At 70.0% G+C, this 25,505-nt stretch carries 21 protein-coding genes; 11 read left to right on the top strand and 10 right to left on the bottom strand.

From position 1 onward, the window contains the following. Window positions 1-48: 48 nt before the first annotated feature. From paaA to ACQEXA_RS22005, 6 genes are all read left to right on the top strand, one after another. On the top strand, window positions 49-1,035 hold the full coding sequence (gene paaA, locus ACQEXA_RS22030; protein ID WP_432932039.1) for a 1,2-phenylacetyl-CoA epoxidase subunit PaaA: 987 nt from the start codon (window positions 49-51) through the stop codon (window positions 1,033-1,035). Continuing rightward, the gene (gene paaB / locus ACQEXA_RS22025; protein WP_100044009.1) at window positions 1,032-1,325 is read left to right on the top strand and encodes a 1,2-phenylacetyl-CoA epoxidase subunit PaaB; all 294 of its coding nucleotides are present in this window, start codon (window positions 1,032-1,034) and stop codon (window positions 1,323-1,325) included. Before paaA ends, paaB begins: the two co-directional genes overlap by 4 nt. A gap of 9 nt (window positions 1,326-1,334) precedes the next feature. After that, the gene (gene paaC, locus ACQEXA_RS22020; protein WP_432932042.1) at window positions 1,335-2,165 is read left to right on the top strand and encodes a 1,2-phenylacetyl-CoA epoxidase subunit PaaC; all 831 of its coding nucleotides are present in this window, start codon (window positions 1,335-1,337) and stop codon (window positions 2,163-2,165) included. Beyond that, a complete protein-coding gene (paaD, locus tag ACQEXA_RS22015; RefSeq protein ID WP_432932044.1) occupies window positions 2,159-2,665 on the top strand; it encodes a 1,2-phenylacetyl-CoA epoxidase subunit PaaD in 507 nt (168 codons plus the stop codon). Before paaC ends, paaD begins: the two co-directional genes overlap by 7 nt. Further along, window positions 2,665-3,777, top strand: a complete 1,113-nt coding sequence (paaE, locus tag ACQEXA_RS22010) for a 1,2-phenylacetyl-CoA epoxidase subunit PaaE (RefSeq protein ID WP_432932046.1) — start codon at window positions 2,665-2,667, stop codon at window positions 3,775-3,777. The genes paaD and paaE overlap by 1 nt, the downstream gene beginning before the upstream one ends. Window positions 3,778-3,901: 124 nt before the next feature. Then, window positions 3,902-5,341: an NF041680 family putative transposase gene (locus ACQEXA_RS22005; protein ID WP_432920289.1), complete on the top strand. Its 1,440-nt coding sequence runs from the start codon at window positions 3,902-3,904 to the stop codon at window positions 5,339-5,341. 259 nt (window positions 5,342-5,600) lie between these two features. Here ACQEXA_RS22005 and ACQEXA_RS22000 read toward each other — a convergent pair whose 3' ends face one another. From ACQEXA_RS22000 to ACQEXA_RS21985, 4 genes are all read right to left on the bottom strand, one after another. Then, window positions 5,601-5,873 (bottom strand): hypothetical protein, encoded by a 273-nt coding sequence (locus ACQEXA_RS22000; RefSeq protein WP_432932048.1) that lies wholly within the window; start codon window positions 5,871-5,873, stop codon window positions 5,601-5,603. A gap of 468 nt (window positions 5,874-6,341) precedes the next feature. Next, the gene (locus ACQEXA_RS21995) at window positions 6,342-7,532 is read right to left on the bottom strand and encodes a protein kinase domain-containing protein (protein WP_432932050.1); all 1,191 of its coding nucleotides are present in this window, start codon (window positions 7,530-7,532) and stop codon (window positions 6,342-6,344) included. 301 nt (window positions 7,533-7,833) lie between these two features. Beyond that, the gene (locus ACQEXA_RS21990; protein ID WP_432932052.1) at window positions 7,834-8,553 is read right to left on the bottom strand and encodes a hypothetical protein; all 720 of its coding nucleotides are present in this window, start codon (window positions 8,551-8,553) and stop codon (window positions 7,834-7,836) included. Window positions 8,554-8,615: 62 nt separating this feature from the next. Continuing rightward, window positions 8,616-9,233, bottom strand: coding sequence for an RNA polymerase sigma factor (locus tag ACQEXA_RS21985; RefSeq protein WP_432939522.1), 618 nt, complete (start codon window positions 9,231-9,233; stop codon window positions 8,616-8,618). 379 nt (window positions 9,234-9,612) lie between these two features. Here ACQEXA_RS21985 and ACQEXA_RS21980 point away from each other — a divergent pair, with 379 nt between their 5' ends. Both ACQEXA_RS21980 and ACQEXA_RS21975 read left to right on the top strand, forming a co-directional pair. Next, entirely contained in the window at window positions 9,613-11,208 is a 1,596-nt protein-coding gene (locus ACQEXA_RS21980; RefSeq protein ID WP_432932054.1) for an FG-GAP-like repeat-containing protein, read from the top strand. 403 nt (window positions 11,209-11,611) lie between these two features. Then, window positions 11,612-13,882 (top strand): peptidoglycan recognition protein family protein, encoded by a 2,271-nt coding sequence (locus ACQEXA_RS21975; protein ID WP_433130786.1) that lies wholly within the window; start codon window positions 11,612-11,614, stop codon window positions 13,880-13,882. Between the two features lie 158 nt (window positions 13,883-14,040). Here the strand turns inward: ACQEXA_RS21975 and ACQEXA_RS21970 are convergent, their stop codons facing one another. The 4 genes from ACQEXA_RS21970 to ACQEXA_RS21955 form a co-directional block, all read right to left on the bottom strand. Further along, window positions 14,041-14,250 (bottom strand): hypothetical protein, encoded by a 210-nt coding sequence (locus ACQEXA_RS21970; protein WP_432932058.1) that lies wholly within the window; start codon window positions 14,248-14,250, stop codon window positions 14,041-14,043. Window positions 14,251-14,432: 182 nt separating this feature from the next. Then, entirely contained in the window at window positions 14,433-14,786 is a 354-nt protein-coding gene (locus ACQEXA_RS21965) for a hypothetical protein (protein WP_432932059.1), read from the bottom strand. A gap of 160 nt (window positions 14,787-14,946) precedes the next feature. Further along, window positions 14,947-16,194, bottom strand: coding sequence for a right-handed parallel beta-helix repeat-containing protein (locus tag ACQEXA_RS21960; RefSeq protein WP_433134590.1), 1,248 nt, complete (start codon window positions 16,192-16,194; stop codon window positions 14,947-14,949). 82 nt (window positions 16,195-16,276) lie between these two features. Further along, window positions 16,277-18,706: an endonuclease/exonuclease/phosphatase family protein gene (locus tag ACQEXA_RS21955; RefSeq protein WP_432932063.1), complete on the bottom strand. Its 2,430-nt coding sequence runs from the start codon at window positions 18,704-18,706 to the stop codon at window positions 16,277-16,279. Between the two features lie 838 nt (window positions 18,707-19,544). Here ACQEXA_RS21955 and ACQEXA_RS21950 point away from each other — a divergent pair. Then, window positions 19,545-21,221, top strand: a complete 1,677-nt coding sequence (locus ACQEXA_RS21950) for an NAD-dependent malic enzyme (RefSeq protein WP_432932065.1) — start codon at window positions 19,545-19,547, stop codon at window positions 21,219-21,221. Then, entirely contained in the window at window positions 21,218-22,699 is a 1,482-nt protein-coding gene (gene fumC / locus ACQEXA_RS21945) for a class II fumarate hydratase (protein WP_432932067.1), read from the top strand. Before ACQEXA_RS21950 ends, fumC begins: the two co-directional genes overlap by 4 nt. On the opposite strand, the gene ACQEXA_RS21940 is transcribed toward fumC, so the two are convergent. Continuing rightward, a complete protein-coding gene (locus ACQEXA_RS21940) occupies window positions 22,696-23,085 on the bottom strand; it encodes an effector-associated constant component EACC1 (RefSeq protein ID WP_432932069.1) in 390 nt (129 codons plus the stop codon). The genes fumC and ACQEXA_RS21940 overlap by 4 nt on opposite strands. A gap of 95 nt (window positions 23,086-23,180) precedes the next feature. Continuing rightward, on the bottom strand, window positions 23,181-24,134 hold the full coding sequence (locus tag ACQEXA_RS21935; protein ID WP_433130784.1) for a LysR family transcriptional regulator: 954 nt from the start codon (window positions 24,132-24,134) through the stop codon (window positions 23,181-23,183). A gap of 138 nt (window positions 24,135-24,272) precedes the next feature. On the opposite strand from ACQEXA_RS21935, the gene ACQEXA_RS21930 reads away from it, so the two are divergent. Further along, window positions 24,273-25,367, top strand: coding sequence for a DMT family transporter (locus ACQEXA_RS21930; protein WP_432932073.1), 1,095 nt, complete (start codon window positions 24,273-24,275; stop codon window positions 25,365-25,367). Window positions 25,368-25,505: the final 138 nt, after the last annotated feature.

Genomic DNA, 25,505 nt, shown 5'->3' with positions numbered 1-25,505 from the left:
TGTCATATCATTTACCGAACGAACGGTCGGTTGGGATTGGTGGTACGGATGACTGCACAGCAGGCCGGCTCGGCGGCCGCACCTGAAGCTCCCCCCGCACTGCAGGAGCACTTCGAGTCGACGATCGCGCGGGACCAGCGGATCGAGCCGCGTGACTGGATGCCCGACGGCTACCGGAAGACGCTGATCCGGCAGGTGGCGCAGCACGCGCACTCGGAAATCATCGGCATGCAGCCGGAGGGCGAGTGGATCACGCGCGCGCCGTCACTGCGACGCAAGGCGATCCTGTTCGCCAAGGTGCAGGACGAGGCCGGGCACGGACTGTACCTGTACTCGGCGGCCGAGACGCTCGGCGCCGACCGTGCGGACCTCACCGAGCGACTGATCGAGGGGCGCCAGAAGTACTCGTCGATCTTCAACTACCCGACGCTGAGCTTTGCCGACGTCGGGGTGATCGGCTGGTTCGTAGACGGGGCGGCGATCTGCAACCAGGTGCCGCTGTGCCGCTCCTCGTACGGGCCGTACGCGCGGGCGATGGTGCGGATCTGCAAGGAGGAGTCGTTCCACCAGCGGCAGGGCTACGAGCTGCTGATGACGATGATGCGCGGCACCGAGGCCCAGCGGGAGATGGTGCAGGACGCGGTCAACCGCTGGTGGTGGCCGTCGCTGATGATGTTCGGCCCGCCGGACGAGAACTCTCCGAACTCCGCGCAGTCGATGGCCTGGAAGATCAAGCGGCACAGCAACGACGAGCTGCGCCAGCGGTTCGTCGACATGACCGTCCCGCAGGCCGAGAAGCTCGGCGTGACTCTGCCCGACCCTGAGCTGCGCTGGAACGAGGCGCGTGGCCATCACGACTTCGGCACCCCGGACTGGGACGAGTTGAAGCGCGTCATCACGGGCGACGGACCGTGCAACGCCGAGCGGGTGGAGCGGCGGCGGATCGCTCACGAAGAAGGCGCCTGGGTGCGCGAAGCGGCGACCGTACACGCGGCCAAGCAGGCAGCCGGCGCCAGGAAGGGAGTCACGGCATGACCTCCGACAAGCAGGGTTGGCCTTTGTACGAGGTGTTCGTACGCGGCAAGCGCGGACTCAACCATGTCCATGTCGGCTCGCTGCACGCGGCCGACGATGCGATGGCGCTCACGCACGCGCGCGACCTGTACACACGCCGCAACGAGGGCGTCAGCATCTGGGTGGTGCGCAGCGAGCACATCGCGGCCTCCACCCGCGACGAGAAGGATCCGTTCTTCGCGCCCAGCGCCGACAAGGTCTATCGGCACCCGACCTTCTACGACATCCCCGACGACGTCCCCCACATCTAGGAGCAGGGCATGAGCGACGACCACGTCTACATGGCCCTCGCCGAGGGACACGAGGACGACGCCCGCTGGGCCTACGGCACCGGCTTCGAGGATCCGCTGCACGGCGTGAGCTCCGATGTGCCGGACGAGGTCGACCGGGCCGAACTCACCGAGCTGTGCCTGGCGTTGGCCGACGACGCCCTGGTCAGTGCCCAGCGCCTCGCCGAGTGGACCACCCGCGCACCCGAGCTGGAGGAGGAGGTGGCACTGGCGAACATCGGGCTCGACCTGCTCGGCCAGGCCCGCCTCCTCTACGCCCGCTGCGGTCAGGTCGACGGCACGGGACGCGGCGAGGACGCCTACGCCTACTTCCGTGACGCGGACGACTTCCGCAACGTGCGCCTGGCAGAACTGCCCAACGGCGACTTCGCGTTCAGCATCGCCCGGCTGCTGGTGCTCGCCAGCTGGCGCCTGGCCCACTTCGAGCGGCTCGCCGCCTCGGCCGACCCGGTACTCGCCGCCATCGCGGCCAAGGGTGTGAAAGAACTGACCTACCACCGGCAGTACGCGGCGGAGTGGGTCGTCCGGCTCGGTGACGGCACCGAGGAGTCCCATCGCAGGATGCGTGCCGGCCTCGACGCCGTGGCCGCTCACCTGGGGGAGTTGTTCGAAGCCCACGACGCGCGGACCGAGGTCCTCGCCGTGCTGCGGCAGGTCACGGAAGCAGCAGGGCTGCCCCTGCCGGATGTAGCGCCGCAGACGGCCGGCTCCGGCCGCGCAGGCGATCACACCGAACACCTTGCCCCGCTGCTGACCGAGCTGCAGAGCGTGGCCCGCGCCCACCCGGAGGCGACATGGTGACCGTGCTCACGGACGCCCGGCGCATCGCCGAACAGGTGCCCGACCCCGAACTGCCCATGCTCACCCTCGCCGACCTCGGCGTGCTGCGGGGCGTGACGGTGGCTGACGACGGCACGGTCGTCGCCGCACTCACGCCGACCTACTCCGGCTGCCCGGCCATGGCCGAGATGCGGGCCGGCGTGGCGGCGCGGCTGAAGGACGCCGGCTATGAGCGTGTGGAGGTCCGCACGGTCCTCGACCCCCCGTGGACCACCGACTGGATCACCGCGGAGGGGCGCCGCAAGCTCGCCGAACACGGCATCGCGCCCCCCGGCCCCGCACCGCGCCTGTCGCCGGGTCCCGTGCCGCTGAGCCTGTCCACCACCCGCCGGGCGGTGCCCTGCCCGCGCTGCGGCGCCACCGACACGCAGGAGACCTCCCGCTTCGGCGCCACCTCCTGCAAGGCGCTGTGGCGCTGCCTCGCCTGCCAGGAACCGTTCGAGTACGTCAAGGAGATCTGATGGAGGACTTGTTGGCTCCGAACGCCGCCCCCTCCCCGATGCGGCGGGCGCGCCGCCGCCCGGCCTTCCACGCCGTGAAAGTGGCGGGAGTGCAGCGGCTGTGCGACGACGCCGCCGCGGTGAGTCTCGACATCCCCGCCGAGCTGGCCGAGGAGTTCGCCTTCGCACCCGGCCAGTCGCTCACGCTGCGGCGCGAAGTCGACGGGCGGGACGAGCGGCGCTCGTACTCGATCTGCTCCCCGGCGGGCGCCCGGCCCCGCATCGGAGTGCGGGTGGTGCCCGGTGGACTGTTCTCGTCCTGGCTGGTGAACGAGGTGAGGCCGGGCGACACCATCGAGGTGATGGCTCCGACCGGCGCCTTCACCCCTGATCTGTCCACGCCCGGACACCATGTGCTCATCGCGGCCGGCTCGGGCGTCACACCTATGCTCTCCATCGCCGAGTCCGTCCTTGCCGCGGACGACCGGTCCCGCGTCACCCTCTTCTACGGCAACCGGCGCACCGACTCGGTGATGTTCGCCGACGAACTGGCCGACCTGAAGGATCTCTACCCCGCCCGGTTCCAGCTCGCGCACGTCCTGTCCCGCGAACCGCGGGAGGCCGAACTGCTGAGTGGCCGTCTCGACGCCGATCGGCTGGCCGCGCTCATCGACGGACTGGTCGACGTCTCCGAAGCCGACCACTGGTGGCTGTGCGGCCCCCACGGCATGGTCCTGGACGCCCAGAAGGTGCTCGCCGAGCTGGGAGTGCCCGGTGACCGGGTCCACCAGGAACTCTTCTTCGCGGGCGAGGAGCCCGTCACCGTACGCCACGAGGAGCCCCGGGCCGACGGACCGGTCAGCCAGGTCACCGTCGTCCTGGACGGCCGCTCCACCACCTCCGCACTCTCCCGCGAGACCTCCCTTCTCGACTCGGCCTCCCGCGTACGCCCCGACCTGCCCTTCGCCTGCAAGGGTGGCGTCTGCGGCACCTGCCGCGCTCGGGTCACCGAGGGCGAGGCGGACATGCGGCGCAACTACGCACTGGAACCCGCCGAGGTCGACGCCGGATATGTGCTGACCTGCCAGACCTTCCCTGTCTCCGACAGCCTGACCGTCGACTTCGACAGCTGAGCTTGATCTTTAACCTCGGCAAGATCGTTTCTTGTCGGGGTTCTTGATTCGCCGGACAGAGAGCGCGGCCGTCCTTGAGGCTTCGGAGTGTCGAGCAACGAAGCACCAAGAAACGGCCGCTGTGATGAGTGTTCTGGATGACGCCGCCCGCGTCGAGTCGCTGTCCGTGTTGTCCTGCTTCCGTGAGGACTTCCATGCCTGCCTGTCCCGGCGAGCGGATGCACTGTTCGAGCTGACGGATGCGGTTCTGTGTGCCGACGGCCCGGTCACCTCGCTGGTCGACCTGACGCTGGTGGCGGAGCACCAGCGGGGACACGGCGCGATGTACGACGCGCTGAACTGCGGGCGCCTCCAGGTGGAACGTCTGCGCCGGTCGTTGGCGTCCCTGCCGCTACCCAGGGCGGCCGATGGGAGGATCGTGCTGGCGGTCGATGTCTCGCCGTGGCTGCGGCCCGATGCGCCGACCAGCGCGGAGCGGCTGTTCTGTCATGTCTACGGGCGGGCCAAGAGCAACTCGCAGTTCATCCCGGGCTGGCCCTACTCTTTCGTCGCTGCCTTGGAGACCGGACGCACATCCTGGACCGCGCTGCTGGACGCGGTGCGGCTGGGCCCGGCCGACGACGCCACTGCGGTGACCGCCGCCCAGCTCCGCGAAGTTGTCGACCGGATCATCGCTGCAGGGCACTGGAGCGACGGTGACCCGGACATCCTGATTGTGATGGACGCCGGCTACGACGTCACCCGCCTCGCTTTCGTCCTCACGGACCTGCCGGTCGAGCTGGTGGGCCGTCTCCGCTCCGACCGGGTGCTGCTTCGACCCGCACCACCGCACCGTTACAGCCCCAAGGGGGGCCGGCCCCGCAAGCACGGCGGAACCTTCACCCTGGCCAAGTCCGACACCTGGCACGAGCCGGAGGTGGCGACCGTCACCGACACCACCCGCTATGGGAAAGCCGAGGCGATGGCATGGGACCGGATGCATCCCCGGCTCACCCACCGCGGGCCCTGGCTGGACCACGAGGGCGAACTCCCCGTTCTGCATGGCACGTTGATCCGCCTCAGGGTCGAGTACCTGCCCGGTGACCGTGACCCCAAGCCGGTCTGGCTGTGGTCGTCGGTCACCGGTGCGAGCGCTGGACTGGTCGATGTGTTCTGGCAGGCCTTCCTGCGAAGGTTCGATCTTGAACACACCTTCAGGATGATCAAGCAGACGCTCGGCTGGACCCGTCCGAAGGTCCGTGAGCCCGATACGGCGGACCGCTGGACCTGGCTGGTCATCATCGCCCACACGCAGCTCCGGCTCGCCCGCCCACTCGCCGAGGATCTTCGCCGCCCCTGGGAGAAGCCCGCCGAGCCGGGGCGGCTCACGCCCGCGCGGGTGCGGCGGGGGTTTCGGAACCTCCGAGCGAAGACGGCCCGTCCGGCGGCCGCACCCAAACCTTCCCGGCCCGGCCCCGGACGCCCGACCGGCTCGAAGAACCGCCGCCGGGCACCCAACCACGACGTCGGTAAAACCGTGAAACGCGATCTCAGCATCGCGGAACACAAGAACCGTGCAGGTTAAAGATCAAGCTGAGGAGCAGTTCTTGAACCCTCGTCTCGACGTTACTCAGGGCGTGGGCACGCTTCGTCCGGACCGCCGCAGGCGGTGCTGATGGATGCCGAGGGCGTCGACGGCAGTCGTCACGTACGGGGGTTTGACGTCGAGAGAGATCGGGTTGTGCTGCCGGCGGAGCCGTTCGCCCCCTGACCGCCTCCTTGCAAGGCAGCACAAGGCCGCAGGGGCACAGACCCTGGGTCGAGTTCGGCCGGATGGGCCCAGGTCAGGCGACGGGCGACGCGCACGCCAGGAAGGGCCCGGCCGCCTTGCTCCAGGACTCGCCCCGCGCGAGTGCGGCCGCTCCCTCCGTACGCAGTGACTCGACGACGGGCGAGAGGAAGTCCGTACGCCAGTGCCGTATGGCTTGCTCCTGCATCCCGCTTGCGTCGACGACTGCACCCACCTTCGCCTCGAGCACGGCCGCGCCCTCCGTGATGTCTTCACCGGTCCACTCGTCCATGCGGTCGGCCACGAGGGCCCAGGTCAGCTTGATCATGCGCCGGATCGTAGAGGCGCCGGCGGCGCTGGGGGAGGGGGTCGAAGGGAGTGGGTATGACCCCTCGAACCTGGCTTCACGACCGCCTCGTCTTGACAGCGCAGAATCCGCCACGCTTTCCAAGGCCGCCCGCAACGGCGGCGACGGAACAACGCCAGGTCATAGCGCTACTGCAAGGCTGAGCGGTCCGGCGATCGCGCGCCGGACCACAACATGACAGAGGCAGACCCGCCACGGGGGGTAAACGGGTCTGCCCCTGTATGAGCCGCCCACGTACCTCCCCCCGGAGAGCAGGCGGCGACCCCGCCCGGGGTCACTTTCTCCAGCGCACCGTCAGCATCAGGTGTCACGGGTGCCGGTGCATCGTTGCGAGGTCACCATTTGTGTGTGGTCCGGCACGTGTCTCCGTCACAAGTCGTATACGACCTGACCATGTACCCGGCGGGATCGTGCGGGTTCGGCGTCGGGTCAGTCGTCCGATCCCTTGCCCTTGTGTTTCCTCCCGTGGTGCCCGCCCTGGTCGTCGTTGTCGTCCTGCGGTGCAGCCGTGGTGGACGGCGTGATGGGGGAGGGCTGCGCCGTGGGTGTCTCGTCGAGAGACGGCGCCGACGTCGTGGACACCGGCTGGGTGGGGGTGTTGGGGCCGGAGTCCTCGTTCCAGGAGGCGCCGAGTGCGACAGCTCCTGCGAAGAGGGCGACCCCCACGGCGCCCAGTACCGCTTTCGACGGCACCCTGCGGCGGCCGCGAGGCTGTACGCGGGTGGCATGCTCCGGCGCGGTCTGTTCCGGAGGGGATGGCAGGGCGGCCGCGAGGGGGGCCGGTCCCGGGTGTTCCGGCTCTGCCGGGGCGGGCGTCTGGGTGTGGAGCCAGGCGGCTGCCTGGTCGGCAGAGGGGCGGTGTTCCGGGTTCTTGGCGAGCAGGTGTGTGAGGCAGTCGGCGAGCGGCTGCGGTATGTCGGGGCGCAGGTGCGTGACGGGCGGCGGCTGGGCGTCGACGTGCTGCTGCACCACGGCAAGCGAGGTGGCACCGCTGAACGGCGGTCGGCCGGTGAGGAGTTCGTACAGCACGCAGCCCAGTGAGTAGACGTCGGAAGCGGGCTGTGCGGGGTGGCCCAGGGCGCGCTCGGGGGCGAGGTAGGCGGCGCTGCCGATGATTTTTCCGGTGGCGGTCAGGGTGCTGGCCGCGTCGTCGGTGAAGCGGGCGATCCCGAAGTCGGTGAGTTTCGCGGTGCGGTCGTTGGTGAGCATGACGTTGGCCGGCTTGATGTCCCGGTGGATCACTCCCTGCCGGTGGGCGGCGGCCAGCCCGGCGGCCATCTGGGCGGCGATACCGGCGGCCTCGGGCGCGGGCAGCGCTCCGCGCAGGGAGCGTTCCTGGGACAGGTTCCAGCCGTCGACGTATTCCATGACCAGGTAGGGCTGACCGTGGTGGGAGCCGAAGTCGTACACCCCCACGACGTTGGGGTGATTGAGGCGGCCCGCTGTCTGCGCCTCCATGCGGAACCGCTCGAAGTCGGTGGCGTCGTCACCGTGCAGGAACTTCACCGCGACGGTGCGATGGAGAACCTGGTCGGCGGCTCGCCACACCTCACCCATCGCGCCGCGTCCCAGTAGTTCCTCCAGCTGGTAGCGCTCCGCCAGCAGCACTCGTACCCCCACCAGAAATCCGACAACACTGACCGACTGCGACGCGCTTTTCTGGTTTCGTCACGATCTGCGTCGCGGCAGGCTCACGCTACCCGTGCCGGAAGGTCGACGACAGGCCGCCCCCGTGGGGTCGCGCCGGCGCAGGCGGACGTCGGAGGGTGACATCTGCCCGCACCGGCGCGTGAGCACTGGCGCACAAGGGGGGAGGCGCGCAGTGCCCGGGACCGGCGGGTCCAGTGTCTATAGCGCACGGGAGCGCCAAGACGTCACTCATGCGCCGTGTACAGGGCCGCACGGCAGGTCAGCCGGGTGGCTACCGCCGTCCCGCGTCCTTGCGCGACTGATGTCCGGGCTTCTTGTCGGCTGCCTTGCTGTTCGGCTGTCCGCTCGCCTTCCCCGTGCCGCCCGCCTCGGTCCCGGACAACCTGTCGGCGCAGTAGGCGGCGACGTTGTCCGCGCCGCCGGCGGCTGCGAGGAACCGCTGCCAGGCCGACGAGCTCAGCGCGTTGCCCCGCCCCTTCACCGACGGGTACGCACGGCAGTGGGCTTCGATGTCCTTGGCCGTCGGCGGGCGGCTCTTGGACAGGGCGGTGCCGGGCTTGGAGGATGTGGTCGCGGGCGGGGCCTGTGCCACGGTGGCTGACGGATTTCTGTGTCCGGGGCCGTCGTTGTGCGGCTTCCCGGACGATCCGGGGGAGCCGATCGCCGCCATCGCCGCCCCGGCCAGGGTGAGGCTCGCAAGAAACACGGCCAAGGTGGTCTTCACCGAGCGTCGCACCGAGGTGTGCCGGGGCCGCCAGTCGTCCCGCCGCCGCGTCCGCAATCCCGCGTGAACGCCTGCGTCGCGAGCGGCACGGAAAGCGGCGATGGCCTGCTCCTCGGCCGGACGGCTGAAGGTATGGACGCGCAGTGCGCTGCCGAGCGCCGACTCCAGCCCTGTGGACGTGATTGCGCTGTCCGCGTCGGGCACTGGGCCGTTCGCGCCGGGGCTTCGGCGGGCGAACGCTCCGCCGTCGCTGTGTCGGTCGCTCATGCCTGTGTCCGTCCTTGCGTGATCGTTGCTCTTTTTTCTTACGCGTTTGGCGCGGTCGTTGCTCATTTCGACTGCCCCAGCGTATGAGCCCCCTTCTCTGTCACATCCGTAGCGCCGAGTTGGCGGGCGAGGCGTTTCAGACCGCGGTAGGCGGCGGTGCGAACCGCACCGGGACGCTTGCCCAGGACGCGCGCGGCGGCCGGACCGTCGAGGCCGATGACGACGCGCAGCAGCACCGCCTCGGCCTGATCGCGGGGCAGGCCGCGCACCAGTTCCAGTGCGCGCCAGGTCGAAAGGACCTCCAGGGCCTGGTCGTCCGTGGTGTCCGGTCCGCGCAACTCCAGGAGATCGAGGTCGAGCGCGGCAGGTACGGGGCGGCTGCGGCGGCGGCGCAGATGGTCCATCGCCCGGTGGCGGGCAATGGTCGCGCTCCAGCCGCGGAAGCCGGCCCCGTCGCCCTTGAACCGGCCCAGATCGCGGGCGATCTCCAGCCAGGCTTCGGACGCCACGTCCTCGGCGTCGTCCGCGACGAGCCCGCGCAGATAGCCCAGCAGCCCGGGCTGCACGATCCGGTACACGACCGCGAAGGCGGCCTCATCACCGTCCTGGGCCCGCATGACCGCGGCACCCAACTCCGCGTCCCGTGCACCGTCGCTCCGGGACTCGCCTCGCTGGCCCAAAACCCGTCCCCGTCCGCACCGTTCCTCGACCACGCGGGCGTGGACCCACATGGTGCCGCCACGGGCCCTGCCCAGCTCTACAAGATCATCAGCGTCGCACAGCACAGAAATGTCACAGCATCGGAGCGCGCGGGCCCAAAGCAGGTGCTCCAGCGCGGTATTCGCTCTGCCGTTGCACCACTGTGCGCTCTGGGTGCGCCCCCCGGACCGTTTCCTCGGAGGCCGGCCGCGCGTTCTCTGCCGGGGCCCGGTCCGGCCGTGCACGGGTGACGCCCGGCGAGGCCGTTGCGCTTGGGGAGTGTCGGGACCGTGACGGGCGAGGCGATTATCAGTTCTTGTAGGGGTGGGAGATTTGAGTTGCCGTACGACCCGTGCGTACATGCCACTGAGCCTGGGACGGCGGGCGTGGCTGACCGCGGGAGTCGTCGTACTGAGCGCGGCGGGGATCGTCACCCACGCCCTCGACCCTCAGCCGGCGCAGCCGCCGGGGCACGGACGCGAGTCGGCCGTGGGCACAGTACGACCGGCAGACCGGGGTGCGGCCGCGAGGTGCACGTGGTTGCCGCAGCAGGGCACGGGCCGCTACAGCGCCGCGCTGCCGGCCCGGAACAAGCACGCGCCGAAGCACGCCAGGGCCGGCTCTGACTACAACGGCGACGGCATCAGCGACCTCGCCGCCGGTACACCGAAGGCATCGGGTGGCGCCGGCAGCGTGACCGTGGTTCCGGGCAGCCCTCACGGCCCCTTGGCCGAGGCACGGCTGACACTCAGCCAGAACAGCCCTGGCGGCCCCGGCTCCTCCGAGCCGGGCGACCACTTCGGGGCCGCGACCGCATGGGGCGATGTCAACGGCGACGGCTGCGCCGACCTCGTCGTGGGCGCTCCCGGCAAGGACGACATCAGCGGCCGTGCCGACCGCGGTCTGGTCACCGTCCTGTACGGGCCCGGCCTGGACTCCGGTTTCTCGTACACCACTTCGGGTGTTCCGGCGGCCGGAGCGAGGCTCGGTTCCGCGGTGACCGCCGGCGACTTCAACGGCGACGGCACGGCGGACGTGTTCGCGGCCGGCACCGGCAACGGCGGTACCTGGAACGTCCGGCTGACCGGCGGAAGTACCCGGAACGTCCGGCCGGCCGCCGGCGTCACCACCTCCGGCACGCTCACCGGTTCCACGGGTCCGGTCGCCCAACTGGACGCCACATCGGGCGACTTCAACCGGGACGGCTTCGCGGACGTCGCCCTCAACTACCGTGACACCCGGGGCACCGGACGTGTGGTGTGGTTCGCCGGGTCCGCGAGCGGTCTGACCAGGGCAGGGATCCTCGCGGTCCGGGGCGGCCGTTCCGTCGCCGCGGGCGACTTCAGCGGCAACGGCTATGACGACCTCGTCATCGGCCAGCCCTACGCGTCCGAGTCCGGCGGCAGGACCGGTGGTCAGATCACCGTGGTCCCCGGCACGGCCGCCGGCCTCGCAGGCTCCGGCACGAAGGTCATCCATCAGGACGGCGTCGGCGTCGCCAGCACCGACCGGCCCGGCGACGCCTTCGGCGCCTCCGTCTCGACCGGCGACTACAACGCCGACGGCTACGCGGACGCCCTCGTCGGCGCTCCCGGGGAAGACCTCACCAGTGACGGCGTCAAGCGCACCGACGCGGGTCAGGCCACCCTGTTCCAGGGCTCCGCCTCCGGCCTGACGACGAGCGGCTCCTTCACGCTCAACCAGGACACCCCCGGCATCCTGGACTCGATCGAGAAGGACGACCACTTCGGCTCCTCCGTCTCCCTCACCGACCTGTCCGGATCGGGTCACGCGGGGCTCGTCTTCGGAGCCGAGGGTGAAGACGCCGGTGACGGCCTCCTTCTCTACACGCCCATCACCAGCACCGGCTTCGGTCTTGCGCAGACCGTCTCGCTCCGCGGCACCGCACTGGGCACCCCCGCCGGCGCCCGGCTCGGCGAGGTACTGGCGCCGTAACGGCCGGCGGCAGCCGCCGAGGCCATGACCGGCGTCAGGGCCGGGAGCAGCAGCACGCCGACGGCCAGGAAGGACGGTCGGGCCGCGGCGCGTCCACCATGCCCGCCATGGGGCCCAAGGCGCCCCGGGAAGTGCGGGTTTGCTGCTTGCTCCAGTTCGCCCGCGCAACACGCACAGCCATGGGCGCCGGCCGGCACCCGCAGCATTCGTAGTGATCTACGTCACCGTGGCCTGTCCTCCCGTGACGTTCGTCGGTCGGCATGCGCTTGAGAGATGGGCTGCCTGTGTGGCTGGTGTGCCTCATGTGACCTTTTTCTATGGGCCTTGGTGGGCCTCTGGGGGTGGATACGACGTGAGTCGTCGTACTTCGCATGCGTACAGACCGCTAAGTCTGAAGCGGCGGGTGTGGCTGACGCTCGGTGCGGTGGTCCTGGGTGGTGGGGGACTGGTGACCTATGCCGTCGCCAGCCCGTCCGGCGGTCACGCCGAAGGCCAGGCCAAGCGATCGCCGAGTGTTTTCGGCCTGACGCTGAAGGGCGACGGGGCGGGCAAGGCGGAGCTGCCGCAGACGGGCACCAAGCAGTTCTCGCTGCTCGGTGTCACCTGGACCGGTGCCACGAAGCAGCTCCACGGTACGGCTCAGGTGCGCACCCGCAGCGTGAAGACCGGCGAGTGGAGCGCCTGGCAGAACCTCGAGGTGAACACCGACCCGCTGGAGGACCCGAAGGAACAGGCCACCGCACGCGGCGCGTCCGAGCCGCTGTGGGTCGGCCCCTCCGACGGCGTCCAGGTGCAGGTCGTGCGCAAGAACGGCACCACCAGCTCCGGTCTGCCCAAGGGGCTCACGGTCAACCTCGTCGACCCCGGGGTGGTGACGGAGGCCGAGACGAAGGCCGAGCCGGCCGCGTACGTGGCGGGGACCGTCGACGAGACGAGCGCGCCGCCCACCGACTCCGTCTCCCCGAGCGACAGCACCGGCGCCGGGCCGACGGACAGTGCGCCGGCGTCTCCGAGCGACTCCGCAACCGTCTCGGCCCCGGCATCGACCTCGGAAACGCCTTCGGCTCCGGCGACTACGCCTGCGAGCCCGTCGGCCACCACGCCCACCGCACCGACCACGCCGCCGGCGCGGCCCTCGACGGTGCCGGAACCGCCGATCGTCTCGCGTGCCGGCTGGGGCGCCGACGAGTCGCGCAGCCCCGACCCGTCGGAGTACAACGCCGATGTGAAGGCCGTGTTCGTCCACCACACGGACGGGGCCGCCTACACGTGCGACCAGTCGGCGGCGATCGTGCGGGGCATCTACGTGTTCCACACGGCCGCCACCACCGCCAACCCGCCGGGCAACGGCTGGAACGACATCGGCTACAACTTCCTCGTCGACAAGTGCGGCACGATCTTCGAGGGCCGCAAGGGCGGTGTCGACCAGCCGGTGCTCGGCGCCCACACGTACGGCTGGAACCGGGAGTCCACGGGCATCGCGGTGCTCGGTGACTACACCACCACCGGCGCCTCCAACGCCGCGCTGGCCTCGGTCGCCCGTATCGCGGCCTGGAAGCTCGGCCAGTACGGCGCCGATCCCAGCTCGACCGTGAGCCTCAAGGCGGGCGCCACCCAGACGAACTACTCCGCCAAGAGCTTCACCGCGGGCAGCTCGTACACCTTCAACCGGATCTCCGGCCACCGCGACGGCTACAACACCCAGTGCCCCGGTAACTCCCTCTACGCCCAGCTGCCGACCGTCCGGACCTGGGCGGCCGGCCCGGTGCAGGGCCTGAAGGCCACCTCGGTCGACGGCGCGGCCCTCTCGGGCTCGACGTACTACACCAAGGGCGCCGTCACCGTGCACTGGACGGCCACCACGCCGTCCTCGCTCATCAAGAGCTACCAGCTGCTGGTCGACGGCAAGACCGTCGCCACCACCTCCGGCACGGCGACTTCCGCCGCGGCCACCCTGGCCCTGGGCAGCCACACCGTCGCCGTGCGGGCCGTACACCAGTCCGGCAAGACCGCGACCAGCAGCGCGCTGAGCGTCGTGGCCGAGACGACGGCGCCGACGTTCACCACCGCCCCGAAGCTCTCCCTGCGCGGCGGCACCGTCAACACCACCGGCGTCCCGGTCACGCTCGGCTGGAAGGCCACCGACGACAAGGCCCTGCGGTACGTGAAGCTGCTGGCCCCGACCACGGGCACCTACGGCCCGACGGTCACCAGCTCGAGCACCACCGCCAAGTCCGGTACCGCCACCACCTGGTCGATGCGTGCCTACGACTACGCCGGCAACTACCGCACGTCGTCCCCGGCGTACACCCCGATGATCCTGCAGGAGAGCTCCGCGACGAAGTCCGGCAGCTGGACCACCCGCTCGTCCACCAGCTACCTCGGCGGCAAGTCGTACTCCAGCGGTTCGAAGGGCGCGACCCTCAGCTGGACCTTCACCGGCCGCTCCGCCGCGTGGGTGGTCTCGCGCGCCTCCACCTCCGGTCAGGTCTACGTCTACGTAGACGGCACGAAGGTCTCCACCGTGGACCTGAAGTCGTCGAGCACCCTGTACCGGCAGGCGATCTGGACGAAGACCTGGTCCAGCAGCGCCAAGCACACTGTGAAGATCGTGGTGGTCGGCACCAGCGGCCGTCCCACCATTACCACGGACGGCCTCGTCTACCTCAAGTAGCCGGCCGCGCCGGAGTACGGCGTTTCCAGCCGATCGGCGCATGCGGTCCCGCATGCGCCGATCGGCATGTGCGGGCCCCATGGCGATCGGCTCGGCGGCCTGTTCGCCGAGCCGTGTCGATCGTGCAGGGCCGGGGGAGTCGTCCCCGGCGAGTTCGCCTACTGCAGCGGACCGCCCGCAGTGCCTCCGACGCTGCCGTGCTGATGGTGGTGGGCAGGCTGGGCCGCATCGTGTGCGGTCAGCAGTACCGCTGCCTGATGCTGCATGTGCTGGGCCGCCAGCTGAGCCTCCGCGACTGCGTCACCGCGTTCGCGTATCAGGTCCTCATAGATCGGCAGATGATCGTGTCCAGACGTGGTGCGTGCCACATTCGGTCCTTCCGCTGTCGTGCGTGTTCTCGGCGTGGTCGGCGGTGAGGAAGCCGGCCGCGGCAACCGCGCTCCCGTCAGGGGCCCTGGGCCCGCGGACATCAGGCGTTACGCGTCCGCGAACATCGGGAACGCGTCGGCTGCAGCGGTCAGTGGTGGCCTCGGTAAAGGCCGATGCATTGTCAGGCTCGGTTGAGCCGTGCGGCGATTCCGTGACCGATCAGCAAATAAAGAAGAGCCGGAAGGCCATAATTAAGGACGACCCGTAGACCCTCTGTGTCCATTGTGAAAATGTCCTGCGCCCACCAGGCCAGCCAGTCGGCCGCGCCGTGCACGAACTCGACGAATACATTCGTCCGATTCGCATGGAGCAGGAACAGCAGGATCCACAGACCCAGGAAACCCGCCGCGATGTCGGTGATCGTGCAGATGGTCAGTGCCGTGCGGCGTGCGGCGGCCTGGCGGCGCACCGCGCGGTCGGGGTCCGAGGACCGGTCGTACGTCTGATATCCGGAAACCGGGTCGATGTGGCTCACGTAAATCCGATCTGACGCGTTGTCGTGTCGGCATGCTCGCCTCAGTTGCGAATTTCAGTCCGGGTCGGCGTACCGCTTCTGACTTCTTCTGCGTCCGGTAAGCGCCGCCGCGTTACACACCCATCCGTGATGACCTGAATATGGTCGCGTATTCGGGCACTTACCCAAATGTTCGTGTGCGACAGTAAATTTTCGGACGGGACGGACGACGCCGCGGGTTCGCCGGCGGCGAGCCGTGCCCGGGCCGGGGCCCGCCGTGGGCCCCGGCCCCGGGTCCCACGGTCTCGGGCCGCTGCTCGCTCTCGCGCGCGTGCTCCTCGGCCCCGGGCAGGGCGAACATCCGCCCGCCCAGCGGTGCCTTGTCCCGGTACGGGTGCATGCCGAGCATGTTCCTGTGCTTGCGGCCGCGGCCCGCCGCGAACAGGATCAGCAGCAGGATCGAGGTCCACAGCATCGTCATGGGACTCATGTAGTGCCGGAACTTGATCCAGAAGGAACTGGTGTCGTGCCAGGCGAAGGTCTGGTTCTCCTTGATGGTGATGCCGGAGCCGGCCCGCGAGTTGTCGACCGCGCTGGGACCGACACCTGCGATCACGTTGTAGGAGACGACCGATCCACCGATCGAGCCGACCAGGGTCACACCGTGGTTGTGGGCCTCCTCGACGGTGTTGCCGCGCACCTCGGCCCGGGAGTCCCGGATGTAGACGCCGGTGTCGGTGTCCTCGGTGACGTTGCCGGTCACCGTGGCGCGGGTGACGCCGTCGCGCACGGCGATGCCCTGGCGGGCCTGTCCGATGAGCTGGTTGCCCGTGATGGCGACCCCGGAGGCGTCGAGCCGGGCGACGATGCCCATGTCGCTGCCCTCGACCCGGTTGTTCTGGATGCCGATGCCGATGCCGACGCCGCCGATGACCTCGATGCCGTAGTGGGCGTTGCCCCGGGCGACGCTGTTGGACACCGAGTTGGATCCGTAGGTGTCGAGCGACTCACCGGAGGCCGAGGGACCCTCGGCCAGCGCCCGCCCGCTGAGGGTGAAGCCGTTGCCACCGTTGTCCACCGACGTGGAACCGCTGATGCGGACCTCCTCGGTGGCGCGGGCGAGGTGGAAGCCGTCGCCGCCGTTGTGCTTGGAGACGGTCCGTTCGACGACCGCGCTGGCGGCGAAGCGGTGCAGCACCACCCCGTCCTCCAGGCTGTCGGACACCGTGCTGTCGCTCACGGTGATGCCATTGGCGCTGGAGATGAACAGGCCGTAGGCGTTGCCCCGGATCGTCGAGTGGCTCGCGCACCGAGGACATGCCGACTCCGTCGTCCTGGTGGCTCGGAGTGGCCGCGGGCTGCCTCGGGCCCGGAGGCGTCGGCCCCTGAGGCGGAGGTGAACGGCCCTGCAAACACGTGTGGCGTGCACGCGGATCGCGTGCACGCCACACGGGGTGTTCGGACGGCAGCAGGCGGAGGGCACCGCCTACTCGAAGCCGGCCGCCTGCCGGCTACTTGAAGCGGACCACCTGCGGGTCGTGGTCGCTCGTCTGGTCGGAGAACTCGGAGTTGATGTGGACGACCTGGTACTCGAACTTCTTGATGCCAGGCGAGACCAGGATGTGGTCCAGCGTCTGGGAGTTGCCGTCGTACACGTAGCTGTACCGCTCGTCGGCCGGGAGGGTGTTGATGAGGTCCGTGAGGACACCGCCCGAGGTCAAGGTGGCCAGGGGCTTGGAGAACTGGTAGTCGTTCAGGTCACCCAGGACGACGACCTTGGCCTTGCGGTCCGCGGCCAGCAGGTCGGAGACGAAGGCGTTGACCTCCTTCGCCTGGGCGACGCGCTGGGTCTCGGAACCGAGCGTCGGCGGCTGGAAGGCGCCGTGCACCGGCTGGTCGCCGCCCTTGGAATTGAAGTGGTTGCCGACGACGAAGACCTGCTCGCCCTGGAACCGGAACTCACCGACCAGCGGCTTGCGGCTGCTCGTCCAGGCGCTCGACGCCGGGTCGATCCGGCCCGGGGAGACGGACAGCTGCACGTCGTGCTTGCCGGTGGGGACGGCGGTGACTCCCGTTGTGGAGTCGCCGCCGGGCCGGTCCACGAACCTGACGCGATCGGGGTTGAAGAGGAAGACGTTGCGGATGTTGCCGCCGGGCTCGCCGCCGTCCGAGTCGTTCACCGGGTCGATGGCGCGCCAGTCGTACGCCGGGCCGCCGGCCGCCTTGATGGCGTCGATGAACTGGGTGATGGTCTTGTCGGCCGCGACCGTTCCGTCGTCCTTGGCGCCGTTGTTGTCCTGGATCTCCTCCAGGCTCACGATGTCCGGGGACGCCAGGTTGGTGACGACTCCCGCGGCCAGCCGGTCGAACTTGCTCTGCGGGTCCGTCGGGTCGAGGTTCTCGACGTTGTACGTGGCCACGGACAGCTCGTTGGACTTGCCCTTCGTCGCCACATCCGGCGTGAGCCCGCCCGGCTGGACCGTGCCGAGCGCGGTCGCCTGGATGTTGTAGCCGCCGAAGTCGGAGTAGTCCACGGGGCCCGCGGTCGTGCCGGACAGGGTGTCGCCCACATTGGCCTTGAGCTGGTCACCGTTCAGCGAAGTGACCATGAGGCGACCCGAGTTGGGGTTGTCGTAGCCGGTGATGATCGTGCCGCCCCGCGGGGTCGGGTTCTGGTTCGGCTTGGTGGTGATCCACGTCTCGTTGTAGGCGTTGGTGGCGCCCACCACACGGGAGTCGCCGATCTGCGCCAGCATGCCCTCGTGGGCCTCCAGCCAGTCCAGCGTGTAGGTGCCGGGCTGCAGCTCCAGGGACTCGATGCTCTCGCCCTGCGCCTGCGGCGCGTAGGCCTCGGGTAGCGTGGCCGCGTCGATGACCTGGGCCGCCGGCAGGGGGTTGCCGGAGGAGAGCGTGGCGGCCGTCGGGCCGGTCAGTTCCGTGACGGACTGCGTGCCGCTGCTCTTGCCGCCCGGGTAGTACTCGCTCACCTTGCCCGAGACGAGCACCGAGTCGCCGACCTTGACCAGGGGCGTGGCGGAGCCGGTGTAGACGAAGAGGCCCTCGCTGGTGGCCGGGTTCGCGTCGGGCTCGGGGTCCTGGATCCAGTAGCCCTTCGAGCCGGTGCTCCGCACACCGGTCACCACGCCGGGCACGTTGGTGACGGTCTTGCCGTTCTGCGGCGAGATCCGGCTGGTGCCCTGGATGTCGTGGATGCGGAGGCTGCCCGGGGTGGGCGTCGGGGTCGGGGTCGGAGTGGGGGTGGGCGAGGGGTCGCCGGTGCCGCCGCCGGTGCTGTTGCGGGGGTTCGGCGCGGACGCCGTCAGGTCCACCGAGTTGTCGTCGGTGTCGCTGAACTTGGCGTCGCGCGAGACGGAGGCGGTGTTGCTCGCGCCGGTGGCGGGGGAGCCCTCCCGGACCACGGCGGTGCCGAAACCGACCAGGTCCTTGATGGTGCCGTCCGCCGCGCAGTCGGCCGCGGTCAGGCAGGTGAGGGCGGTGGTCGAGTGGACCAGTGCCACGGTGCCGGTGGTCGCCGACATCGGGATGGCGCCGACGGCGTCGGGCGCGGGCAGGGGGGTGTCACCGCCGGTGCCCTTGGCCTCCTGGACCAGGTAGGTGCCGCCCGCGGGGATGGCGCCGGTGAGCGGGGTGACCTGCCACTTGCTGCTGGCGGTGGGCGAGCCGGGCAGGTACTGGACCGACCAGCCGTTGAGATCGAACGGAGCGGTGGCGCCGTTGCCCAGCTCGATGAAGTCGTTGGTGTAGGAGGCGCCGGAGTTGCCGCCGCCGCCGTACACCTCGGAGACGGAGGCGTCCGACGACGGTGCCGCCTGCGCGGTGAAGGGAAGCGCGAGGAGCGATCCGGTGAGACCGACCGGGAGCGCTACGAAGAGGACCTTGGCACCTCGACCGCGCAGGGCCGGGGGTATGCGTGAGGACACTGGGTGTCTCTTTCTGACGGGAGCAGATGTCTATGGCGCGGTTGAGATGTGGGGGGTATGTGATGCTTTTTCAAGTCGGGGTAAAAATACGCGCGTAGATCTGTGCGGTACAAGGCGCCGACCCCGCGGTGCGGCAAACGTTTCCTGACAGTTCGCCGACAGTGCGGACCCCCGATGTGTGGTGTGCCTTGCCTTCAGCCGGGGTTCTGTTCTTCCGTCAAGTACGCGACGCCCGAAGGCGGGCCGGAGCGCCGGGCCGCAGTTGCCGGGGTCCGGCGGCCGGCCGCGCGCAGGCACGCGGGAGTTCCTCTGCCGGTGAACCGGAAGACGACCCTTCGGCCATGGAGTGGGCACGGCCGCCCCGCCCGTTCGAGCGCGGTCGCCGGCTGGACGCCGGGCAGGTCCCGGGAGGCGGACGCGTGCGGTCGCGCCGCCCGAGGGCGGGTGGTTAGCCTGAGGTCATGCTGTGGCACCGATGAGTCGTGCCCGCGGCGCTACGGACGATGAGCGCCTGCCGTGCGGTGCTTCGGCGAGCGACGTCCCCCACGGGGATGCCGGCCCCACACCTTCATATTCCGCCGGGCTCAGGGCCGCCCGTAGCGACCTCCACGGGTTCCGGTCAAGGCCGGCTCCGCGCCTGGCCGGCGTGTCGTTCGGGCTCCGGCTCCACGAGGCCGCGCCGACCTGTGCGGCGATGTCCGGAGCCGCACATCTGCTCGGCAGGCACCGGAGGGGTGCCTCCCGTCACCTTCCGACGTGCCCGGCGGCCGTGGCACGGAGCGTGGCCGCGACGTCACCCGGTCACGCCGACACGGCATTCGCACAGAGGGAGATTGTCATGACCGAGAGCCATGCGCGGACCCCGGCCGCCCCCGCCGCCCTGCTGGACCCGCTGCGGAACCGTGGTGTGGCCTTCACGCAGGAGGAGCGGGAGACCCTCGGCCTGACCGGTCGTCTGCCCTCCGCCGTGCTGACCCTGGACCGGCAGGCCGAACGTGCCTACCAGCAGATGGAGGCCCAGGGGAGCGACCTGGCCAAGAACGTCTACCTGGAGCAGCTGCACGACCGTAACGAGACCCTGTACTTCAGGGTCCTCACCGACCATCTGACGGAGCTCCTGCCGGTCGTCTACGACCCCACCGTGGGTGAGGCGATCGAGAAGTACTCCTATGAATACCGGCGCCCGCGCGGCATCTTCCTGTCCATCGACCGGCCGGACGAGATCGAGAAGGCCTTCGCCACGCTTCAGCTCGGGCCCGAGGACGTCCAGCTGATCGTGTGCACGGACGCCGAGCAGATCCTGGGCATCGGCGACTGGGGTGTGGGCGGTATCCAGATCTCGGTCGGCAAGCTGGCGGTCTACACCGCGGCCGCCGGCATCGACCCGCGCCGCGTGGTGCCCGTCTCGCTGGACGTGGGCACGGACCGCAAGGCGCTGCTGGAGGACCCGCTGTATCTGGGCAACAGGCACTCCCGGGTGCGCGGCGCGGACTACGACGCGTTCATCGAGAGGTACCTGGAAACGGCCTCGTCCATGTTCCCGGACGCGCTGCTGCACTTCGAGGACTTCGGTCCCAGCAACGCGCGGCGGATCCTGGAGCAGTACGGCGACCGCTACCGGATCTTCAACGACGACCTGCAGGGCACCGGAGCCATCACGCTGGCCGCGGCACTGTCGGCCATCAAGGTGAGCGGTGTGCCGATGCGGGACCAGAAACTGATCGTCTTCGGCGCCGGGACCGCCGGGGTGGGCATCGCCGACCAGTTGCACAGCGCGATGGTCCGCAGCGGTGCGGATCCGAAGCAGTCCGCCGCCCGGATATGGCTCATCGACAAGCAGGGACTGCTCACCAGGGACATGGACGACCTGCGCGACTTCCAGCAGCCCTACGCGCGCGATCCGGCCGAGGTCGCGGACTGGGCGCGGGACGACAGCGGTGCGATCACGCTGCTGGAGACGGTGCGCCGGGCCAAGCCGACGATCCTGCTGGGCACGTCCACCGTGCACGGGGCGTTCACCCGCGAGATCATCGAGGCCATGGCCGCGGGTACCGAGCGGCCGATCGTCTTCCCCATCTCCAACCCCACCTCCCGGATCGAGGCGATGCCCGCCGATGTCATCGCCTGGTCGAAGGGCAAGGCGCTCGTCGCCACCGGCATCCCCGTCCCACCCGTGCGGCATGACGGCGTGACCTACCAGATCGCGCAGGCCAACAACGCACTCCTGTACCCCGGTCTGGGCCTGGGCACGATCGTCTCCGGCGCCTCGCAGGTCACCCCGGGCATGCTGCGCGCGGCCGCACAGGCGGTCGCGGACCAGGTCGACCCGTCGGGGCCGGGCGCCTCCCTGCTGCCGCCGGTCGAGAAGCTCCGCGAGTCCTCGGCGATCACCGCGATCGCGGTGGTCAAGGCCGCGCTCGACGACGGCGTGGCCACCTGCAAGCCGATCGACATCGGCGAGGCCGTCCGGGAGGCCATGTGGCAGCCGGTCTACACCGACGGAGCGGCGTCATGACCACCCGGCATCACGGCGGTGACCGGAGCGGGCCGGCCGGCCAGGACCAGGCCCCGAGGATCCTCGACGTCCCCGTCGGCCTGCACGCGGTGGGCACGCGCAGGGAGACCGACTCCATGGGCGCCATCGACGTCCCCGCCGACCGGTACTGGGGCGCCCAGACGCAGCGGTCCCTGATCCACTTCTCCATCGGGGACGACCGGATGCCCAAAGCGGTCTACCACGCCTACGGCTACGTCAAGAAGGCCGCCGCTCTCGTCAACGGGCGCGCGGGGCGGCTGCCGGGCTGGAAGTCCGGCCTGATCCAGCAGGTGGCCGACGAAGTCATCGCGGGCGCGCTGGACGACCACTTCCCGCTGTACGTGTGGCAGACGGGGTCCGGGACCCAGTCCAACATGAACACCAACGAGGTGATCAGCAACCGCGCCGTCCAGCTGGTCGGCGGAGAACTGGGCAGCAAGACGCCCGTCCACCCCAACGACCACGTCAACATGGGGCAGTCCTCCAACGACACCTTCCCGACGGCCATGCACATCGCCGCGGTCAAGGAGATCCATGAGCACCTGCTGCCCAGCGTGAAGGCGCTGCAGCAGGCCATCGAGGCGAAGGCACGGCAGTGGCACGACGTGGTCAAGATCGGCCGCACCCACCTGGAGGACGCGGTCCCGCTGACTGTGGGCCAGGAATGGTCGGGCTACGCCCATCAGCTGCAGCAGGCCGTCGGCCGGGTCACCCGGTCCTCCGAGGGCCTGTACGAGCTCGCGATGGGCGGAACGGCGGTCGGCACCGGGCTCAACGCGCCACCGGGATTCGGCGAGCAGGTCGCCGCCGAGATCGCCACCGCGACCGGCTATCCGTTCACCACCGCGCAGAACAAGTTCGCCGCGCAGGGCGGCCTGGACGCCATGGTCGGCGCCTCGGCCGGTCTGCGCGCCCTGGCCGTGCCGCTGATGAAGATCGCCAACGACATCCGCTGGCTGGCCTCAGGACCCCGCTGCGGCCTCGACGAACTCATCCTGCCGGCCAACGAGCCCGGCTCGTCGATCATGCCGGGCAAGGTCAACCCGACGCAGTGCGAGGCCATGGTCATGGTCTGCATCCAGGTGCTGTCCGAGGACACCGCCATCGCGTTCGCCGGCTCCCAGGGCAACTTCGAGCTCAACGCCATGCGCCCGGTCATCATCAACAACTTCCTGCACGCGGCCACTATCCTCGCCGATGCCGCCACCAAGATGCGCGAGTACTGCATCGAGGGCATCGAGCTCAACCGGGACCAGATCGACAGCTACGTCGACCGGTCCCTCATGCTGGTCACCGCCCTCTCACCGGTCATCGGCTACGACAAGGCGTCCGCGATCGCCCACCGGGCCGACGACGAGGACACCACTCTGCGCGAGGCCGCACTGGCGTCGGGCTACATCAGCGCCGATGACTTCGACCGCATCGTCGAACCGGCCGCCATGGTCGGTCAGACCTAGGGCGACTCGGGGGCCGGTCGGCCGCCCGCCGAGACGCGCTCCGCTTGTTGCCACGGTGGACAACTCGCGTGCGGCGCCGCGTCGTTCGTCAGCCGCCGCATGGCTGGTGGTAGGCGTGAATTCTGCCCACCGCCTGGTCCCAGCGCTTCCTGCCGGTTCACAGCCGTCCGGCCCGTCCGCCGCTTCAGCCACGTCACGGCGACCGTCGGGAACACCGTGAAGGCCCCGCCGTTCCCGAGGGCGACCGCCACGGCGTCCATCCCGGTGCCCAGCGTGCCCTCCTCGGGTGCCCCGGCAGCCAGCCGGACCCGTCCCCGCAGTGGTTCCTCGGCCACCAGCCACTCGCGCAGCGAACGCAGCTCGTCCGCGGCATGCTCGCCCGCCATTTCCACCCGTCAGTCCACGCGGACACGGTGGCAACGGTCGTGCTGCGCGGGCAGGGAGCTGTCCGTTCCTCCGCACAACCGCCGCAACGGCACCCTCAGCCGTTCTCCTCCCGCAGAATCTCCGCGCATTCCGTCGCTGCCTGCTGAAGGAGCTTGCCGAGGTGGCGGATGTCGGGGCGCCGGGACGTGCCGCTCCGGCTGACCGTGTAGACGGTGCGGGTCACCGGGTGCAGAAGGGGGTGCAGACTGATCGGTCCCGGTATCGCGTCCGGGAGGGTCATCCGGGGCAGGAGGGCGGCTCCCGCTCCCGCGGCGACCAGCGCCGTCAGTACGGAGAAGTCGCTGCTGCGGGACCGGACGGTCGGAACGAATCCGGCGGCACCGCAGGCACGCTGGATCATCTCGTAACAGGACGTCTCCGGGCCCGGCGTGAGCCAGGGACTGCCGGAAAGGCGCCCCAGGTCCACGGTTTCGCCCGGACTGATTCCCAGGCGGGTGGCGTGATCGGGGTGGAGCGCGAGGAGGACGGGTTCCTCGAGGAGCTTGGTCTGCTCGCATCCGGGGGGCACGTCCCGCGGCAGGACGGTGTACGCGTGGACGACGGCCAGATCGACGTCCCGGCGGCGCAACGACTCCAAGGCCGCGTCGGGCTCCTGCTCGACGAGTTCCAGCATCAACGAGACCTCGGCTGCTTCGCCCGCGCCGAGGACGCGATTCCACACCGGAGCGATCAATGTCCGGGCGGCGGAGGCGAAGGCGGCGATGCGGACGATGCCGCGGCCGCCGCCCCGGATGGCCTCCAGATCGGACTCGGCGGACGCCAGATCACTGAGCACGATCTCGGCGTGGGACACCAGCAGCTCACCGACAGGGGTCAGACGCAGGGTGCGCCCCTGCTTCTCCACGACGGGCAGCCCCACTTCCCGTTCCAGCGTGGCGAGTTGCTGGGAGACGGCGGGGGCCGTCAGATGCAGCGCCTGCGCCGCCGCCGCGACCGTGCCGTAGGTGGCCAGGTACTGCAGGATCCGGAGCCGCCTCACGTCGAGCATGAAGACTTCCTTACGCATCGTCCCTGGATCGTCAAGCATAGTTGTCCGCTGGTCGCACCCATTGATTCAGTGAAACTTTGTCTTTGATGCATAACAACTAACTGGACCTTTTGCTTTGCCTGGCGCACCGTAAGAGATGTGAACGCACGCACAGGCTCCCGCAGCTTCCTCGCCCTGGCAGGCGTCGTGGTGCTCTGGGCCTCGGCATTTCCGGCCATCCGCGTCGGGGTCGACGGCCTGGGCGTGGCGGCGCTGTCCTTTCTGCGGCTGGCGGTCGGCGCCGTCGCCCTGGCCGTGGTCGCACCGTTCCTCGGGGTGCGGCGCCCCCGGCCCCGCGACCTGCCGTTGATCGCGCTCGCCGGCGCGACCGGCATGACCGCCTATCAGGTCCTGCTCAACTGGGGTGAGGTGCATGTCGCGGCGGGTACCGCGAGCATGCTGATCGCCATTGCCCCCGTCTTCAGCGTTCTGCTCGGCAGGGCGTTCCTGTCCGAGCCGCTGACGCGCCATGTCATGGCAGGCAGTACCGTCGCTGTCGGAGGTTCCGTGATCGTCGCGCTCGCTGGCGGATCCACGGGGTTCTCCACCGGTGCGCTCGTGGTGCTCGCGGCCGCTGTCGTGCAGGGTGTGTACCACTTCGTCTCCAAGCCCCTCCTGCGCCACTACAGCGGGCTGGAGGTCGCGACGTACGCGATGGTGGCGGGGACCGTTCTCGCGCTGCCGTTGCTCCCGGCGACTGTGCGCGCCCTATCCGGTGCCCCGCAGGGGTCGCTGGTGTCGGTGGCGTATCTCGGTCTGCTGCCCTCCGCCGTGGGGTTCGTCCTCTGGGGCCATGCCGTGGCCCGGCTGCCGCTCGCCGTCTCCACGGCCGCCCTGTACCTGGTGCCGCCGGTCGCCCTCGTCGTCTCGTTCGTGTGGCTGTCCGAGGTTCCCCGACTGCTCGAGGCGGTGGGCGGACTCGTGATCATCGGCGGTGTGGTGCTGATCAACCGCCGTTCTTCGGCGGCCACTCGTGAAGGGCGCGTCCGGGTCACCGCGGAGCACCGGGCGGATCCCGCCATGCGGCCCGTCGCCCCGCTGCCCCGGCCCCTCGGTTCCAACCCCTCGGTCGCGCAGCCGGTCCCGGTCACCGGCACCACCCAGGGTTCGACGGGTCCGGCCGGCCACACCACCCACGATGCCGCGGCGCCCGTCCCGCTCCGTACACCTCGCTCCACGACGGCCTGCGACTGAGCGCAGGTGCCTCCCGCCCAAGGAAAGCGATCACGAGGGAGACGAGCAGGGCGATCGCGGTGGTCGGGCAGAGCCTGACCGGACTGAAGTGAGCAAGCGGGCCGGAGCCCCGGGGCCGTTGCGGGCCGGCCGGCCTCG

It is taken from the genome of Streptomyces sp. CA-106110 (genome assembly GCF_050936285.1).
Taxonomy (GTDB): Bacteria; Actinomycetota; Actinomycetes; order Streptomycetales; family Streptomycetaceae; genus Streptomyces.
The sequence above is the reverse complement of the archived record's forward strand: the minus strand, read 5'-3'. Positions and strand labels throughout refer to the sequence as shown.

Bases quoted from the DNA above. Each gene is read 5' to 3' on its own strand.
- paaA (WP_432932039.1), top strand. From the start codon at position 49: ATGACTGCACAGCAGGCCGGCTCGGCGGCCGCACCTGAAGCTCCCCCC.
- ACQEXA_RS22005 (WP_432920289.1), top strand. From the start codon at position 3,902: ATGAGTGTTCTGGATGACGCCGCCCGCGTCGAGTCGCTGTCCGTGTTG.
- paaD (WP_432932044.1), top strand. From the start codon at position 2,159: ATGGTGACCGTGCTCACGGACGCCCGGCGCATCGCCGAACAGGTGCCC.
- ACQEXA_RS21990 (WP_432932052.1), bottom strand. From the start codon at position 8,553: ATGAGCGACCGACACAGCGACGGCGGAGCGTTCGCCCGCCGAAGCCCC.
- ACQEXA_RS21950 (WP_432932065.1), top strand. From the start codon at position 19,545: ATGACCGAGAGCCATGCGCGGACCCCGGCCGCCCCCGCCGCCCTGCTG.
- fumC (WP_432932067.1), top strand. From the start codon at position 21,218: ATGACCACCCGGCATCACGGCGGTGACCGGAGCGGGCCGGCCGGCCAG.
- ACQEXA_RS21940 (WP_432932069.1), bottom strand. From the start codon at position 23,085: ATGGCGGGCGAGCATGCCGCGGACGAGCTGCGTTCGCTGCGCGAGTGG.
- ACQEXA_RS21980 (WP_432932054.1), top strand. From the start codon at position 9,613: ATGCCACTGAGCCTGGGACGGCGGGCGTGGCTGACCGCGGGAGTCGTC.
- ACQEXA_RS22000 (WP_432932048.1), bottom strand. From the start codon at position 5,873: ATGATCAAGCTGACCTGGGCCCTCGTGGCCGACCGCATGGACGAGTGG.
- paaB (WP_100044009.1), top strand. From the start codon at position 1,032: ATGACCTCCGACAAGCAGGGTTGGCCTTTGTACGAGGTGTTCGTACGC.
- paaE (WP_432932046.1), top strand. From the start codon at position 2,665: ATGGAGGACTTGTTGGCTCCGAACGCCGCCCCCTCCCCGATGCGGCGG.
- ACQEXA_RS21935 (WP_433130784.1), bottom strand. From the start codon at position 24,134: ATGCTCGACGTGAGGCGGCTCCGGATCCTGCAGTACCTGGCCACCTAC.
- paaC (WP_432932042.1), top strand. From the start codon at position 1,335: ATGAGCGACGACCACGTCTACATGGCCCTCGCCGAGGGACACGAGGAC.